10 protein-coding genes are annotated in these 17,353 nt (G+C 39.4%); 5 read left to right on the top strand and 5 right to left on the bottom strand.

Annotated elements, in window-relative coordinates; all coding sequences use genetic code 11:
* Positions 1 to 6 precede the first annotated feature (6 nt).
* The 3 genes from ES711_RS11575 to ES711_RS11565 all read right to left on the bottom strand — a co-directional run bounded on the left by ES711_RS11575 (position 7) and on the right by ES711_RS11565 (position 4,350).
* Positions 7 to 951, bottom strand: a complete 945-nt coding sequence (locus ES711_RS11575; protein ID WP_146893471.1) for a PorP/SprF family type IX secretion system membrane protein — start codon at positions 949 to 951, stop codon at positions 7 to 9.
* Position 952: 1 nt separating this feature from the next.
* Complete coding sequence (locus ES711_RS11570; protein WP_146893470.1) at positions 953 to 2,197, bottom strand: gliding motility-associated C-terminal domain-containing protein; 1,245 nt, start codon at positions 2,195 to 2,197, stop codon at positions 953 to 955.
* Positions 2,198 to 2,391: 194 nt separating this feature from the next.
* Positions 2,392 to 4,350 (bottom strand): hypothetical protein, encoded by a 1,959-nt coding sequence (locus ES711_RS11565; RefSeq protein WP_146893469.1) that lies wholly within the window; start codon positions 4,348 to 4,350, stop codon positions 2,392 to 2,394.
* Positions 4,351 to 4,815: 465 nt separating this feature from the next.
* Here ES711_RS11565 and ES711_RS11560 point away from each other — a divergent pair, with 465 nt between their 5' ends.
* Positions 4,816 to 6,672: a cation:proton antiporter domain-containing protein gene (locus ES711_RS11560; protein WP_146893468.1), complete on the top strand. Its 1,857-nt coding sequence runs from the start codon at positions 4,816 to 4,818 to the stop codon at positions 6,670 to 6,672.
* A gap of 109 nt (positions 6,673 to 6,781) precedes the next feature.
* Here ES711_RS11560 and ES711_RS11555 read toward each other — a convergent pair whose 3' ends face one another.
* Complete coding sequence (locus ES711_RS11555; protein WP_246139187.1) at positions 6,782 to 8,218, bottom strand: Gfo/Idh/MocA family oxidoreductase; 1,437 nt, start codon at positions 8,216 to 8,218, stop codon at positions 6,782 to 6,784.
* A 727-nt stretch (positions 8,219 to 8,945) separates the two neighbouring features.
* The gene (locus ES711_RS11550) at positions 8,946 to 10,874 is read right to left on the bottom strand and encodes a M1 family metallopeptidase (protein WP_146893467.1); all 1,929 of its coding nucleotides are present in this window, start codon (positions 10,872 to 10,874) and stop codon (positions 8,946 to 8,948) included.
* A 291-nt stretch (positions 10,875 to 11,165) separates the two neighbouring features.
* On the opposite strand from ES711_RS11550, the gene ES711_RS11545 reads away from it, so the two are divergent.
* The 4 genes from ES711_RS11545 (at position 11,166) to ES711_RS11530 (ending at position 17,309) form a co-directional block, all read left to right on the top strand.
* Positions 11,166 to 11,585: an HYC_CC_PP family protein gene (locus ES711_RS11545; RefSeq protein ID WP_146893466.1), complete on the top strand. Its 420-nt coding sequence runs from the start codon at positions 11,166 to 11,168 to the stop codon at positions 11,583 to 11,585.
* A 131-nt stretch (positions 11,586 to 11,716) separates the two neighbouring features.
* A complete protein-coding gene (locus ES711_RS11540; RefSeq protein ID WP_146893465.1) occupies positions 11,717 to 15,511 on the top strand; it encodes an efflux RND transporter permease subunit in 3,795 nt (1,264 codons plus the stop codon).
* Positions 15,511 to 16,740 (top strand): TolC family protein, encoded by a 1,230-nt coding sequence (locus tag ES711_RS11535; protein WP_146893464.1) that lies wholly within the window; start codon positions 15,511 to 15,513, stop codon positions 16,738 to 16,740. Before ES711_RS11540 ends, ES711_RS11535 begins: the two co-directional genes overlap by 1 nt.
* 2 nt (positions 16,741 to 16,742) lie before the next feature.
* The gene (locus ES711_RS11530) at positions 16,743 to 17,309 is read left to right on the top strand and encodes a helix-turn-helix domain-containing protein (RefSeq protein ID WP_146893463.1); all 567 of its coding nucleotides are present in this window, start codon (positions 16,743 to 16,745) and stop codon (positions 17,307 to 17,309) included.
* Positions 17,310 to 17,353: the final 44 nt, after the last annotated feature.

The raw sequence follows: 17,353 nt of genomic DNA, 5'->3' as shown, positions 1-17,353 counted from the left end.
AGATAGTTAAAAGAATCTCGGATTAACTTTTGCTCTTAATCGTGTTCCCAATTCAAAGCGCAAAAATATTTCATGAGAACCGTTGTTGTAGTTACCAAATTCAGTGGTATCATAATCATAGGCATACCCCATCATAATTTGTTCTGAAATTTGGAATCCTGCCATTGCACTCACAGCGGCATCCACTCTATATCCTAACCCAAAGGTTACGGTATCGTACATTAAGGCATTAGCAGAAACATCAATAGCTAACGGCGCACCAACCACCGCTTTTGCCATAAAAGCAGGTTTCAGTTTTAGGTTAGGATTGATATCAAAAACGTACCCACCCATTAAATAAATATGGGTCTTTTCAGTTGCAGTAGATACTTGAACGTCATCATAATGCTCCGTTTGTAAAATATTAGGAGAAGAAAGACCTACGTACCATTTTTGAGTATACAGATACATTCCAGTGCCTATTACAGGAGACGTGTTGTTTTCCCGACGCAGATTATAATCGTTAGGATTAAAGATATTCAACTTGTCAGGATTGAGATTCCAGATGGATACACCACCTTTTAAACCAAAAGAAAGTTTGACATCTTGCGCCAAATTAAGCGTGTACGAAAAATCGGCAGTTACCATGCTTTCATCAGAAGGTCCGATTTTGTCACTGACAAACCCGAGTCCCAATCCGACACCTCTAACCCCAATAGGAGAATGCAGTGTAAAATTAAGCGTTTCTGGAGCACCGTCTAAACCAGCCCATTGGTTTCTGTAAATACCCATCATACTAAGCGAGCCTCTCGAGCCAGCATAAGCGGGGTTAACAGATACCGTATTGTACATGTATTGCGTGTATTGCGAGTCTTGCTGCGCTTGGGTGGTAAAGCCACTAAAGAACAAACTCACAAAGAGTGCAAGTAATAATAAATTTGTAGTTTTATAAGTCATTAGAAGTCGATTCATTTTAGTTGGCACTTAAATATAAATATCCAGCTTGTTTGTGAAAATTATTCTCTGCATCAGGTCCATATTGATATTCAATAATATAGAAGTAAGTTCCAGATGGTAAATATTCAGAATCCTTTAGCGTTAAACGTCCTGAAGAATAACCACTGAAGACATTTCCATTCATACCATAATCATTGGTTTCAAAAACCTTAACCCCCCATCTATTGAAAACTTGCACTTTAATATTCTTAGCACAGTTATCATTATTGGATTGATCAATTAAGAAGAAGTCGTTAAGACCATCACCATTAGGAGTGACAGAATTATAGATCACAAGACCACATGGCAATATTAAGTCAGATTCCACACGGCCTAATGTTACTACACCAAAGCCATTTACAGCAGTAGTTACCGTATTGTTGTTAAGATCTATAGCGCCTCCTTCATCTACCCACATGTTGTTTGCTTCATCCCAACGCACAATTGTAAGTGCTTTTTCAGCTGCAGCATCCAAAAGCGATTGGGGCGTAGTAGCCGCATTCCATGACAGGGTAATCATCATATCCTCATCAGCTGCAGATTGCTTAGTGATGGTCCAATATTCTTGGTTATCAATTTCTAAGATCACCCCAGCTTTTAAATCGTGGGAAAATAGGTTATTGCTGTTTTCAAAATAGTACTTACTTTCAAAAATAGCCGAAGCATTTGCCGGTGCTGAAATACCGCTTAACCGATAAAATCCGCCATCTCCAATAGGAAATGTGAAAGCTGTATTGCCTACTTTATTAACGGCACCATCTACGTGGCTGTCGTTAGAAGTATTGATATGCGTACCGTTGGTATTGAAAGTGATTTCTCCTCCAAAATTATCATTGTCGAGGATTCCAGAAAATAAATTGGCTTGTCCACTAATATCTAAATTACCGGAAATATTAAAAGGAACACGGTTACTTCTGTTGTCAAAAAATGCATTGTAAAGAAAACTGGTTTTAGATCCACTGATTTCTTGACTGGCAGTTCCGATAAAACGGGTAAGACCCGAATTTTTGTAAAAATCTACAGTACCATCATTTTGAAAGTGGCTATAGATCAATACATCTCCGTCATTATAAAATGTACCGGATGTGAGGTTATTAAAACGTTCCAATGTAGATAATTGGGTGCCTTCACTTACGTAAAGCATCCCTGCATTGGTGGTCTGTGCCATCATACCCCCGGTAAACAGTAAAAAGGCACTTAATTGGAGTAAAGATTTTTTCATTAAGCTATAATATTTTTATTAGCATGGTGTTTACTTGTAACCTCTGAATGGAAATCCATTAAAACTTTCCCATTTAAAACTTCATAAGAATTTGCTCTAAGGTTTTTAAGAACCCTCGCTTCGTTAGGTAATTTGGAAATATGACGCTTGTATCATGTTGACGACGCAAGCGTCAAATTCCCAGTAAATAAATACTATTTTTTAGCAACGACTACAGTCATATAAGACGATAGATTACCTCCATTACCAATAACAGTATAGGTTAAAATACCACTATTGCTAATACTAACGTTTGAAAATTTAGCTGTATCATACCATGTAATGAAATAATCTAATTGGTTGCTCGGAACTACAGGAATTGTAGTAGTAGAACCCGGATTTTTAACCATTGGAGCACCTTGCTTTTGGTAGATAGCGTAAACATCTACAGAACCAAGCGTTTGCCCTGATGGCACCTGGCTTTGATCAGTATACACAGTAACTGGTGGCAAATATAAATATGCTGGAGCAGAAAACCCTGTATCTCCCTTGTCACCTTTATCTCCTTTAGGACCTGCTGGACCTACTGGACCTTGTGGACCTGCAACGCCTGTATCACCTTTTACACCTTGAGGTCCCACGGGACCTATTGGACCTGGTACACCTTGATCACCTTTTACACCCTGAGGTCCCACTGGACCTATTGGACCTGGTACACCTTGATCACCTTTTGGACCTTGAGGTCCCACTGAACCTATTGGACCTTGTTTACCTGGTTGACCAACTGCACCAGCTGGACCTGTTAAACCTGTATCACCTTTAGCACCTTCATCACCTTTTAAACCACGTTCACCTTTTTCACCTCTTGCTCCATCCGGACCTGTTGGACCAATTGGACCTGTCGCACCTTGTGGACCCTGACGACCTTCAATACCTTCAGGACCGGTTAAACCGGTATCACCTTTTGGACCCGCTGGACCGGCTGGACCTACTGCACCCGCAACACCTGGAACTCCTTCTAAACCTTGTTCTCCTGTTGGCCCTTGAATACCAGATGGACCTACTGGACCTAAAGCCCCTATATCTCCTTTTGGACCTTGAATACCAGATGGACCTTCTGGACCTATAGCACCTATATCTCCTTTTGGACCTTGAATACCAGAAGGACCTGCTGGGCCTGCAACACCTGGATCTCCCTTGTCTCCTTTAGGACCGGCAATTCCAGTGCTAGAGCCATCTGCGCCTTTAGGACCTACAGGACCCATTGGACCGACAGGACCTTGGACTCCAGCTGGACCTGTAGCACCTGCTGGACCTGCAACACCTGGATCTCCCTTGTCACCTTTAGGACCGGCAATACCAGTACTAGCACCGTCAGCTCCTTTAGGACCTACTGGACCTTGAATACCCTGAGGACCTACAGGACCTACTGGACCTGCAACACCTTGGTCACCTTTATCTCCTTTTGGACCTGAAGTTCCCGTAGCTCCAATTGGACCTAATGGACCTACTGGACCTGCAACACCTTGGTCACCTTTATCTCCTTTTGGACCTGCAACGCCTGGAATACCTTGGGGTCCTTGTAAACCTTTAGGTAAATCGATAGTTACCGTCTCCTTATTCTCATTAGTAAATGTAACAGTCCCATCGGTATTAGCGACAAGCGACGTGATACTTTGGAAATTCTGAACAACAGCTTTTAAATCTATTTTTGATAGATTTTCATCTTCATCAGAATACTCTAAAGTAAACCCGTCGGCATTAAGACGTAAGAATGTCAGTGTTTGAAGATTTGGATCTCCAATGATGATAACATCTCCATCTTGATCAATACGTGTAAATTGATTATTTACAACATCATAATACACAATGTTATCTGGCACATCAATACCAGTTGATAATTTTTTCCAGCTGTCTTGACTCCAATAATAATAACCTGGAGTCATTCCGTTAGTGCTAGTCGTGTTATACAACAGTAAACTTTCGACGTTACCTGCTGTAATAGTCTCTTGATCTGTAGTCCCTTTTAATGCTATTTGTGGTATCAAAACCCCTCTGTTAGAAGATTTAATTTCTAATTGTGAGGAAGCATTGGGTACATCCGTACCAATACCGACTTGCGCGAAAATAAAGTTACCTGTTAGAAAAGTAAGTAGTAGTAATAGTTTTTTCATAGTGAGAAATGTTCTTATTATAATTTTTATTGAATGCACTAAATTTGAGTAAACCCCAAGTCAAAATCCAATAGGATCATCTTCAAAGATTACGTATCAAAAATATACTGAATTTTATATCTATACAAGCTTTATGTTAAATAAAACATAAAGAACGCCAGTTTCATAATAATTTTTAGAACTAACAATCTATATGTGAAGACGTTAAGATAATTATCAAAAAAAAAATTGTCAGTTTTTTCGACGAAATGCACGAAATTTCGTCCCTATTTCCGTTAAAATGCATTCTTTTTTCGATGAAAATGACAATTATGCATCGGGAAAAGGGAATTTTAGCACGTTCAACGTCCACTACTTGCTATCAAATTAGGGTCTCTAAAAAAATTCAATTAGGAGATTTTAGTCAAAAAGCAGAGCGTTCGTTCCCTATCTTTTTTAAAAGTTTAATTTTACAAAAAATTTCAGATGAGTGGAAATATTCTTTTAGAAGCTATTGTTTTTCTTGCCGGTGGTGTGATATGTGTTTCCATTGCCAAAAAAATAGGGTTGAGCTCCGTTATTGGCTACTTATTGGCTGGGATGGTTATTGGGCCATTTATCCTGGGATTTATGAGACACGAAGGTGAGGACATTTTGGCCTTTGCAGATTTTGGAGTGGTTATGATGCTGTTTTTAATTGGACTCGAAATCGATCCTAAAAGTTTTTGGAAAATGCGCAAGTCCATTTTAGGCCTTGGTGCGCTTCAGGTGTTTGCGACCATGGCACTCACTTTTATCATCTGTTACTTTATAGGATTGGAATGGAAAATGGCGTTGACCGCAGCGATGGCCGTGTCTTTATCTTCAACCGCCATCACCCTCCAGACCAATAAGGAAAAAGGTTTGATGAAAACCACTTACGGCGCGTCCTCCTTTTCCATCTTATTATTCCAAGATATTATTGTCATTTTCATGATTGCTGCGCTTCCATTACTTTCCGTAGTCCCTGAAGCAACAAAAACTGAAGAAGGCGTGGCGGCATCTTCCGCAAATCTTTTGGATAGTCTTCCCATCGCACTCCATGCCTTGGCTATTTTTGTTCCAATTGTTCTCATTATCGTCTCGGGTCGTTACCTAATTGTACCCATGCTGCGATTGGTGTCTCGAACTGGCGTGAGGGAACTATTAGTGGCGTCCGCCCTGCTAATCGTGTTTTCCATATCCTTTTTAATGGAATTAGCTGGCTTGAGTCCGGCCTTAGGAGCTTTCTTAGGCGGTGTGGTTTTGGCAACGAGTGAATTTAAGCATGAACTTGAAAGTTCACTGGATCCTTTTAAAGGACTATTGTTAGGCTTGTTCTTTATGGCCGTGGGCGCCTCTATCAATTTCTTAGTCATCGCAGAGCAGCCTTTTTTAATTGCGGGTCTGGTTTTTGGGGTGATTGTCGTTAAAGCCCTAGTCCTTTTTATGGTGGGTTGGATTTTCAAATTAAAAATAGACCAACGTTTGTTACTCGTTGTTGGTCTGGCACAAATTGGTGAATTTGCTTTTGTCCTTTTATCTTTTGCATTTCAGTTGAATATCTTTTCGCAAGAAGAACACGATATTCTCTTAGTTGTTACAGCACTGACCATGACCCTCACTCCTATTTTATGGATCATGAATGAACGCTTGGTTTTACCACGGATTGGAACTAAGGAAATTGATAAATCCATGGACCACATTGAAAAACACCATAAGATCATTCTTCTAGGTTTTGGGCATTTTGGCAGCACCATTGGCCGATTTTTACGTGCCCACGGCATTGAGTCTACGGTAATCGATTCTAATTCTAATCGGGTGGATTACCTTAGGGAAATGGGCTTTGACGTGTTTTACGGTGATGTTTCCAGGATTGATTTGTTGGAATCTGCGGGCATAGCCGATGCTGATTTTTTGATCTCGGCCATAGATGATCCGGATGTCAGTATGAGTTTAATGAAAAAATTGAAAACCAAATACCCTAATTTACAATTGATGGTCAGGGCAAAAAACCGATTTGACGCCTATGAATTTTATAATATGGGCGTAAAGCATATTTATAGAGAATCTTTTGAAACATCCGTTAAACTGGCCAGTGATTTGCTTTACAATATGGGTTTCGACAAAAAAGCCACTGAAGAGCAAGCGCAAAAGTTTATTAAATTGGATATGGAAAGTTTTGAACGCCTGGCCAAGACCTCATCCAATAGAAAAGAATACATCTTTCAAGCCCGCGAAGAAATGGCCATGCAGGAAAAGGTGTTGGAAGGTGATCTTAATATTAGCAGTAGCGCCATTGATAGTCATAAAACAGAAGAATAAGAACTTCAGCTTTTTAGAAGACTATTTATTTCAGTAGATAAATAAAGCATCCCTCCCCAATAGTATTATGGAGAAGGATGCTTTATATCAAGTGTAAGCTTATTAAAACCTAGTCCGCTAGAAGAACATTAGTTGTCCCTCCACCCGTTAAACTGATATCTACAGGCGCATTCGTTTTCCAATGCCCGCGTGTAAAGTCAGGCACATCTATAGAATTAGAACGGTTGGCCACAGATTGTTCGCTTAAAGGTGTTACTGCACTCCAAAGCGCCGCGTCGTACACGTCTTGATCTAACGGCAGTCCGTTGCGCAAACAGTCAATTAATCGCCAGTCCATAATAAAGTCCATGCCGCCATGGCCTCCAACACGTTTAGCGAGATCGCCTACTTTTTTCACAATTTCTGGGGTATACTTTTCTTCTACAGCTCTATAGTCTTGCTCGTTTAACCACGAGTGTCCTTTTGAAATTTTTCCTGGTTCTGGATATTTTTGCGCAAAACCTTCAGAACCACTTACCATATGAATTCGTGAATAAGGTCTTGGCGAACTCACGTCATGCTGGATCATCATACTTCTACCATTCTTAGTTTTAATCATGGTCGTGTTCATATTGCCTCTAAATTTTTTGTTTTTAAATTCGTTGAAAAACGGATCTTCCCCAGCCAATTTGGTTGCTCGTTTATGCATCGAAAAATCTGCACTAGAAAGTGAAGACAGATAATCCATTTGATCCCCTCTGTTCACATTCATAATCTGACAGATAGGCCCTAATCCGTGCGTGGCATACAGATTCCCGTCACGACCAATGTTTTCTTTTAAACGCCACATATTTTCGTAAGCGTTTTTATCAAAATTTAAATCCACCAAATCATGGATATAGGCACCTTCACCATGTACAATGTCGCCAAAATAGCCTTGGCGCGCCATATTAAGCGTTAATAATTCGAAAAAGTCATAACAACAATTTTCAAGCATCATACAGTGCATCTTGGTACGTTCCGAAGTTTCTACCAATTCCCAGCATTCATCAATTGTTTTTGCTGCGGGCACCTCAACCGCTACATGGCGCCCTGCATTCATCCCATATACAGCCATCGGCACGTGCAAATCCCACGGCGTAGCAATATAAATCAAGTCAAGATCTTCAGTGTCTATCATTTGCTTCCAAGCGTCTTCACTGCCACTATACACTTTTGGGTTATGCTTTGTACCGTCCAATAGTTTTTTGGAACTTTCCGCTTGTTTAGTTCTAGAATCACACAAAGCCTTTATTTCAACACCGTCTATATAACTCATTCTTTTAACCGCCGATGGACCTCGCATTCCCAATCCGATGAAGCCAATCTTTACGGTTTCAATTTTCGGCGCTGCGTAGCCTGACATGTTAAAACGAGAAGTCCCCATATTTGGTGGCGCTATAATTCCTGAAGTAGAACTGCAACTTACAAATCCGCCGGTTGCGACACCAAGTCCTGCTAATCCAGTTAGTTTTAAAAAATTTCTTCTGTTGTTTGAATTACTCATCGTATAGGTATTAGTTTTCATTTATGATTTTTTATCAGATCTAAGACCGCTGCGCTTATAGAACAAAGAACATAGACTTGCTGAGAACTGATTAAGAAACACTTGTCATTAATATTAAAATCCATTATAGATTCACATGCTATGGTAAAGCAAAGAATCAATTCACGATTCCATACCAAATCAACAGCCAATAAAATTGGGAATTATATCCTTGTTTTCACCTAACATTCCTAAAAATTTTTTATAATTTCTTACAACACAAGGAGGTCATAAAGCCAGCTAACATTGACTTAACTTATAAAGATATTCTGTTTATTGAACATGGCAAAAGTTATTTAGAATTAAATCTCAGTTGCATCCCTAAATTGCAGGTTTTAAAAAATGAAATTACAAGTTTCACATGGATACTTCAATCACCTAAAAATTTAAAAACAAAAAAACACCTCTACGTTCAAAAGATCATAGAGACATTTTATTATTAATAATCATTTAGTGTCCAGTAAAAACAAATGATAATGTAACAAACCCATTTAAAGAAAAAGACATTTTAACACTTTCTGAATCTGACTTTGCTTTTTAGAAAATATTTCTTACCAAATTGATTGGGTGATTGCAATTTAAATTATCGTTGTTTGTCAGTTAGATGCAAGCATATCTTTATTCTTAATTCTAGAAGCGCAGCGCCTGCCTGCCGGCGAGGCAGGGTCTTAATTCTTTATCGGACAACAAATGATTTAAGAATTAAACCTTACAATTTATTCCAAGTGTCATTTAACATATTGACATCTGCCACCATTTTGTTTGGATCTAGAACGACGCGTTGAACTTGTTTAGTCGTTTTCAATAGATGACTCCAAGTATTTCCACGCTGCCAGATTTCAACAGGTAGTCTCACGTTTTCGGTAGTATTATCTGTATAAACCACTTGCATCTCAACAGGCATCGGGATTTCTCCATGATTTTCAACGGTAATCAAGTAGTTGCCTTGATATTCCTTCACGGAAGCAATGCCCATATCAATATTGCCATTCCCATAAAACCATCCTTTCCAGAAATAGGACAAGTTCTCTCCGGCTACATTTTCCATATGGTTAAAGAAATCATTAGGCTGTGGGTGTTTATAGGCCCAATGTTGGATATAGCTCTTAAAAGCATTGTCAAAACGCTCAGGTCCTAGAATATATTCGCGAAGCATAAACAAGCCCGATGCCGGTTTGTAATAAGCAGTATAAGCCAAGTTTCTAGCATTGGCAACATCTGGAGCGGTATCAATTCCTTCACGTTTTTCGAAAGTTAAATAATTCACCAAATTACGTGGCTTATCTATTGACGTAGAAAATTCGCCTTTGTTGAATGCTGCGGTGCTGTAATGGTTGATAAAGGTGTTAAAACCTTCATCCATCCAAGGGTAAAGACGCTCGTTACTTCCCACAATCATCGGGAACCAATTGTGTCCAAACTCATGATCTGTAACGCCCCATAAATCTGAGCCGACACTTTGATAATGACAAAAACTAACTCCAGGATATTCCATTCCACCCACACTTGCCGCTACGTTAATGGCATTGTAATATGGATAAGGAAAGTAAGTTGTTGAATAAAATTCTACCGACGCTTTTGTAAATTCTGTTGAGCGCGTCCAAGCTGCTTTACCTGCACTTTCTTTAGGATATACAGATTGCGCCATCCCTGTTTTGCCGTTACCAAGATTCATACGTGCTGCATCCCAAATGAATGCTTTTGATGACGCCCATGCCACATCACGTGTGTTTTCCATTTTATAATGCCAGGTCAGCGTGCCGTTTGGTTTTGCTTGCGACGCAGGTTTGCCTACCTCATCAGGCTTGATAATATATACGGTTTCATCACTTTTCTCAGCTTTTGCAAAACGATCTTGTTGAGTTTTTGTAAGCACCTCTTTCGGATTTTGTAAAATCCCTGAGCACACTACCGTATGATTTGCCGGAGCCGTAATTTTCACATTAAAAGTTCCATATTCGCAATAAAACTCACCTGCTCCTAAATATGGTTCTGTATTCCAGCCCGTAACATCATCAAAAACAGCTACACGTGGATACCATTGTGCCAATGCATAAATGGTTCCAGCTTCAGTTTCTAATCGGCCCATACGGTCCATGCCTTCTACAGGAACTTTAAATTTAAAATCCATACCTATGGTCACTTTGCCGCCATTAGCAGCCAACGGTTTGTCAAGAAAAAGTTGCATGCGGGTATCGGTCACCAAATATTTTGAAGAAACTCCTGATTCTGTTTTTGCGGTTACATTGTTCAATTCAAATCCGCCTTCAACATCACCAGCATAACGGCTTCCTAAAACCGAAGTCGTTAAGGTGCCTCGAGAAGTTTCTGTAAAGCGGTTTTGCTCCAAATACAACCAAATAAACTCTAAGGTTTCTGGGCTGTTATTGGTATAATCAATGGTAACAGTACCTGAAACGGTATGATTTTTATCGTCTAAGGCCACTTCCAAATTATAATCGGCTGAATTTTGCCAATATTCCGGACCAGGTTTGCCTGATGCCGTACGATAGGTACTGCCTTGACGATAAGACACATTGTCAAATAAATGCTGATTATTAGTCACTGCTTCTTGAGCAACTACAGACAAGGAAAAAGCGAATAACATGAGGAACATGCTATTTTTTAAATACTTCATAATTAAAAATTTAATGATAGGAATGCGAATATACTAATTAGAACGAAAGAAAACAGGCGCTATCCTCCATTCAGGATGAGTTTATAGATTATTTAACATCCTGATTTCAACTGTCAACAATGGTTAAAGTTAGAGCATATTTAAAATTCCTTAAGTTGGTAATAAACCATTACAATTATCTAACACGAAACATGTTTACAAATTAAAATCTGCCACCTATTCATTTGTAAAACTTTAACAATTCGTTAAAAAATCACGAGTGTGTTCAAAAATTCAGTAATTTTGCAACGTATGAAACAATTTTTACATAAATCAATGGCTTTTTTTATGGCATCTGTCGTCCTCATGACGACGTCGTCATTTGCTGTTGATGTGCATTATTGTGGAGACACCTTGGTCGATTTTTCATTTATGCAGCAAGTCGAAACTTGTGGCATGGAAAAAGCACCAGTAAGTACAAGTTGTGAAAATCCAGATCTTGCTGTAAAATCATGCTGTACAGACAAACAAATTGTTAAGGAAGGTCAAGATGATCTCAAAGTATCTTTCGACACCTTAACCCTCGAGCAATACCTTTTTGTTGCGTCATTTACTTATTCTTATATTAATCTGTTTGAAGGAACTGAATCTAACAGTATTCCTTTTGTAGATTATGCGCCCCCTTTTATTGAACGGGATGTGCAAGTGCTGCACCAGACCTATTTAATTTGATTTATTAGTCAGTCCTGATAATCATCAGGAGAACAAGCCCGACGTTATTACGTTTTGGGCACGTTTTGTTAGTTCTATATCTATAGAGCTTAACCCAAACGCTTTGTTTAACTGTCTAATACATACCACCCATGCTCAATAAAAGCATCAAATTTCTTATAGAAAATAAATTAGTCGCTGTACTCCTTTTAACGTTATTCGTTGGTTGGGGATTAGTAAACGCGCCTTTCGATATAAATACTGGTTTCTTACCATCTGACCCAGTTTCCGTTGATGCCATTCCCGATATTGGAGAAAACCAACAAATTGTCTTTACAAAATGGGACGGGCGATCTCCACAAGATATTGAAGACCAAATTACCTACCCTTTGACAACCTCGTTGTTAGGAATTTCAGGCGTAAAAACCATTCGTAGTTCTTCAATGTTCGGTTTTTCGAGCATTTATATCATTTTTGAAGAAGATGTTGAATTTTATTGGTCCCGCAGCCGAATCCTTGAAAAGTTAAATTCGCTCTCTGCCAATCTTTTACCTGATGATGTGAATCCTGCGTTAGGACCGGATGCAACAGGCTTAGGTCAGGTATTTTGGTATACTTTAGAAGGTCGTGATAAAGAGGGCTACGTTACCGGCGGTTGGGATCTTCATGAGCTGCGCAGTATTCAAGATTACTACGTGAAATACGGTTTATCTTCTGCAAGTGGAGTTTCTGAAGTAGCTTCTATTGGTGGGTATGTTCAGGAATATCAAATTGATGTGGATCCTGAAAAGATGCGTCAGTATAATATCGGCTTGAGCGCTATCGTAAAAGCGGTCAAGGAAAGCAATCAAGATATTGGAGCGCAGACCTTGGAAATTAATCAAGCAGAATATCTAGTGCGTGGTCTGGGTTACGTAAAATCTGTGGCAGATATTGAAAATGCGGTGGTAACTTCCGAGAATTTCACCTCTATCAGAATCAAGGACATTGCCAATGTCAACCTCGGGCCACAAGCCAGACGCGGCATTCTAGACAAAGAAGGCGCTGAAGTTGTAGGTGGCGTTGTGGTTGCGCGTTACGGTGCGAATCCATTGGAAGTCATTAATAATGTAAAAGATCAGATTGCGGAATTATCTTCCGGACTACCTAGTAAAACGTTATCGGATGGACGCACTTCACAAATAACTATTGTTCCATTCTACGATCGTTCTGAACTGATTCAGGAAACCCTATACACGCTTAACGAAGCACTTATTCTCGAAATCCTGATCACCATTTTGGTGATTATCGTTATGGTCTTCAACTTACGGGCTTCGATTCTTATTTCGGGATTATTACCCGTGGCCGTTTTGATGGTATTCATTACGATGAAACTGTTTAACGTGGATGCCAACATTGTAGCCCTTTCAGGTATTGCGATTGCCATTGGAACTATGGTAGATGTTGGGGTGATTCTCGCCGAAAACATGATCCGGCACATGGAAAGTGAAAAATTACGCCTCCGCGAAGATGGTACCGAATACACCACCAACGAAATCATTTACAATGCCACCACTGAAGTTTCTGGAGCTATATTAACTGCGGTTTTAACCACAATTATCAGTTTTGTTCCTGTGTTTACAATGATCGGTGCTGAAGGTAAGTTGTTCCGCCCGTTAGCATTTACCAAAACGATGGCGATATCCGCGTCCTTAGTTGTGGCTCTGTTTTTAATTCCGCCATTTGCAGCATTTTTATTCAGAAAGAGCAACATCATGGAGCGCTCCAAATACATTATGAATAGCATTCTTATCATACTCGGGATAGCTGCTATGGTATATGGTTTCTGGCTAGGCATCATTTTGATAGGCTTTGGAACAGTAGGGATTTTAAATACACGCCATGTCGTTACTGACAAACGTGCCAATCTGATTAAAATCATCATCTCCGTAATCACAATTGTCGTTTTACTAGCAGAATATTGGCGACCACTCGGATTTGATCGCAGCATCATCATGAACTTGATTTTCGTTAGTATTATTTGCTTCGGATTGCTTGGTGTGTTCTCTCTTTTCCAGAGATATTACCACGCCATTTTAAGCTGGGCACTTCAAAATCGTTTATTGTTTTTAATTATTCCAACAACAGTTTTGGTTTTAGGTGTCGTGATTATGCGCAATACCGGAAAGGAATTTATGCCAGCACTTAATGAAGGGTCGTTTTTATTAATGCCTACCTCCCTACCTCACGCTGGTGTGGAAGAAAATAAGCGTGTTTTACAACAGCTCGATATGGCCGTGGCGAGCATCCCAGAAATTGAAACTGTGGTCGGAAAGGCGGGAAGAACAGAATCCGCACTTGATCCTGCACCACTTTCCATGTACGAAAATGTGATCAATTACAAGTCAGAGTACATGCGAAATGCTGATGGCGACAGACAGCGCTATCAAGTTAATGACGACGGATTATATGTATTGAAAAACAAAAGCTTATTTCACAATACCAATAGCGATGTGAGTGATGTAGCTCTGGAAAATGCTCGTAACAAAGGCATACTTTCCACAGCAATAACGGTAGCAGATAAAGATCTTATACAGGATGAAGATGGCGAGTATTTTAGAAATTGGCGACCAGAAATCAATAGTCCGAATGATATTTGGAACGAAATTGTAAACGTGACCAAAATTCCTGGTGTGACCTCGGCGCCGAAGTTACAGCCGATTGAAACCCGATTGGTGATGTTACAAACGGGAATGCGTGCACCAATGGGCATCAAAGTAAAAGGTCAGAATTTAGAACAAATTGAAGCCTTTGGACTAGAATTGGAAAGCATTTTGAAACAAGCCGAAGGCGTTAAGGAACAAGCTGTCTTTGCTGACCGTATTGTTGGAAAACCGTATTTGCTTATCGATATCAAAAGGGAGCAATTGGCACGTTATGGCATCACCATTATGGAGGTTCAGGAAATACTACAGATTGCGGTGGGCGGCATGCCGCTTACACAAACGGTAGAAGGTCGTGAGCGCTACGGCGTACGTGTGCGTTATCCTCGTGAATTGCGTTCTAATCCGGAGGACATTAAAAACATCCATGTTCCTGTTGAAAAAGGAAGCCCAGTACCATTAGGCGAGTTGGTAGATATCAGATATGAAAAAGGTCCTATGGTGATTAAAAGTGAAGACACGTTCTTAATCGGGTACGTACTATTTGACAAATTGGACGGATTTGCAGAAGTTGATGTGGTAGAAAATGCACAAGCCCTCATTCAAAAACACATTGATAATGGCGACTTGGTAGTGCCGCATGGTATCACTTACCGATTTACGGGAACTTATGAAAACCAACTTCGCGCCGAAAAGACATTATCCGTGGTCGTCCCCTTAGCGTTATTAATTATTTTTGTAATTCTCTATTTCCAATTCCGCTCAGTGACTACGTCGCTAATGGTGTTTACCGGAATTACGGTAGCTTTTGCTGGCGGATTTATTATGATCTGGTTGTATGGTCAGGATTGGTTCTTCAATTTCAGCATTTTTGGAGAAAACATGCGCGATCTATTCAATATGAAAACCATCAACCTGAGTGTCGCCGTGTGGGTCGGATTTATTGCGCTATTTGGTATTGCTACCGATGATGGTGTGGTCATGGCCACGTATCTCACCCAAACGTTTGAAAGAGAGCAACCAACCGATAAAAAAGGCATTAGACGTGCCACTTTAGAAGCGGCAGGTAATAGAATTCGTCCGTGTTTAATGACCACAGTGACCACGGTACTGGCTTTATTACCGGTATTAACCTCAACAGGAAAAGGAAGCGATATCATGATCCCGATGGCCATTCCTATTTTTGGCGGGATGTTGATAGACACGACGTCTTACTTCTTGGTTCCTGTACTCTACAGTTGGAAAAAAGAACGTGAAGCAAAAAGACAACTTAAAAGGGAATCAAAAACACTAATTACTGAATAATGAGCAACAAGAATAGTTATATCGTCCTCTTTATCTGCTTTGCATTTGGCCTTTCGTCATTCAACAGTCATGGCCAAGATTTGCAATCGTACATTGAAGAAGCAATTGCCAATAACCCTGAAATTCAAAAAGTGGATTTGCAATACAAAATTGCTACTGAAAAAATCAAGGAAGTCAATAGTTTACCTAACACCGAGTTAAATTTTGGTGTGATGGCCATAGCGCCAGAAGTAGAGATGCCCATGGAACGTTTTAGAGTTTCTGTGATGCAAATGTTGCCTTGGTTTGGCACCATTACCTCAAGAGAAAATTATGCAACAGCAATGGCAGATGCACAATATGTGGAGGTCACCATCGCGAAACGGAAATTGGCACTTTCAGTTTCCCAACTGTACTATACGCTTTATGAAATTAGAGCAAAACAAGCCGTGCTTCAGAAAAACATTGCGCTATTAGAAACGTATGAGCGACTTGCCTTGACCTCTTTGGAAGTCAATAAAGCATCTGCCGTTGATGTATTGAAATTACAAATTAGACAAAACGAATTACAACAGGAAATTGACGTTTTAGATCAGCAGAACAAAGGCATACAGGCTGCAATGAACAGCGTATTGAATAAGTCTTATGATGCAACAGTTGAGGTGTCAGAAGCATTGGAAATTCCAGAAAACGATAGCATTTTTAGTTATGATAGTTTGGCGGTTAACCCTGAATTACTCAAATATGATAAACTGTACCAATCTGTTGAACAGTCAGAATTGATGAACCAAAAGGAAAGTGTTCCAATGATCGGACTTGGTGTAGAATATATCAATCAGGAAAAGAGCCCGATGAGCATGAGTTCTTACCAAGATATGGTTATGCCAATGGTGTCGTTATCCATCCCAATTTTTAATAACACCTATAAATCCAGAACGCGACAGAATGCGCTTCAACAGCAAGAAATACAATCGCAAAAAGATGAGCGTTTAAACATGTTGACGGCCGATTTATCCAAGGCCATTTCGCAGCGTAATCAATCTCGTATAAAATTCAACAGTCAGCAAAAAAACTTAAAGCAGGCTGAAGATGCAGAAGGCATCCTCATCAAGAATTACGAAACAGGCACTATCGATTTTAATGATGTTTTAGACATTCAGGAATTGCAATTAAAATTTCAAATGAATCAAATTGAAGCGATCAACATATATTATGTACAATCGGCCCTCATCAACTATTTAGTTCACTAATTATGATAAAAGACTTTTACATCAAAAACATGGTTTGCGATCGCTGCATTAAGGTCTTACGAGATGAACTGAATGCTCACAATATCGAACTCCTTAACATTGAATTAGGGCGAATCACCTTGAATGTAAAAGACTCAGACCCTACAGAAATTTTGGGGTCCATATTAGATAAAAATGGATTTTCATTAATTAACAATCCTGAACTACATCTTGTGGAGCAAATAAAAATTGAACTCATACAATTGTTGAAACATTTACCATTACAAATCGAGCAAAAGCTATCCACTTATTTAGAATTAAAGCTCCACAAGGATTATTTTAAAATGAGTAAGCTTTTCTCTACTAACGAAAGTGTTACCATAGAAAAATATTTTATCAAATTAAAAATAGAAAAAGTTAAAGAGCTGATTCAAAATCAAGCATTGAATTTTACAGAAATCAGCCAACTGCTCAATTATAGCAACATCAATCATCTGAGCAGACAATTTAAGAGAGAAACAGGCATGAGTTTATCAGAGTATAAATCGTCACAAAAAAACGACAGAACATCGTTAGACCAAATTGTATAACAATCAACCAAGATTATAACACAAAATATTGAGTATCAATAGTA

This window comes from Gelidibacter salicanalis, from assembly GCF_007997285.1.
GTDB classification, from domain to species: domain Bacteria; phylum Bacteroidota; class Bacteroidia; order Flavobacteriales; family Flavobacteriaceae; genus Gelidibacter; species Gelidibacter salicanalis.
Note: the sequence above shows the minus strand (reverse complement) of the source record. Positions and strands in the feature narration are given on the sequence as shown.

What these genes read in the sequence shown, in the direction of transcription:
- ES711_RS11540 (WP_146893465.1), top strand. Translation starts at nt 11,717, where the DNA reads ATGCTCAATAAAAGCATCAAATTTCTTATAGAAAATAAATTAGTCGCT.
- ES711_RS11530 (WP_146893463.1), top strand. Translation starts at nt 16,743, where the DNA reads ATGATAAAAGACTTTTACATCAAAAACATGGTTTGCGATCGCTGCATT.
- ES711_RS11560 (WP_146893468.1), top strand. Translation starts at nt 4,816, where the DNA reads ATGAGTGGAAATATTCTTTTAGAAGCTATTGTTTTTCTTGCCGGTGGT.
- ES711_RS11550 (WP_146893467.1), bottom strand. Translation starts at nt 10,874, where the DNA reads ATGAAGTATTTAAAAAATAGCATGTTCCTCATGTTATTCGCTTTTTCC.
- ES711_RS11575 (WP_146893471.1), bottom strand. Translation starts at nt 951, where the DNA reads ATGAATCGACTTCTAATGACTTATAAAACTACAAATTTATTATTACTT.
- ES711_RS11545 (WP_146893466.1), top strand. Translation starts at nt 11,166, where the DNA reads ATGAAACAATTTTTACATAAATCAATGGCTTTTTTTATGGCATCTGTC.
- ES711_RS11535 (WP_146893464.1), top strand. Translation starts at nt 15,511, where the DNA reads ATGAGCAACAAGAATAGTTATATCGTCCTCTTTATCTGCTTTGCATTT.
- ES711_RS11565 (WP_146893469.1), bottom strand. Translation starts at nt 4,350, where the DNA reads ATGAAAAAACTATTACTACTACTTACTTTTCTAACAGGTAACTTTATT.
- ES711_RS11555 (WP_246139187.1), bottom strand. Translation starts at nt 8,218, where the DNA reads ATGAAAACTAATACCTATACGATGAGTAATTCAAACAACAGAAGAAAT.
- ES711_RS11570 (WP_146893470.1), bottom strand. Translation starts at nt 2,197, where the DNA reads ATGAAAAAATCTTTACTCCAATTAAGTGCCTTTTTACTGTTTACCGGG.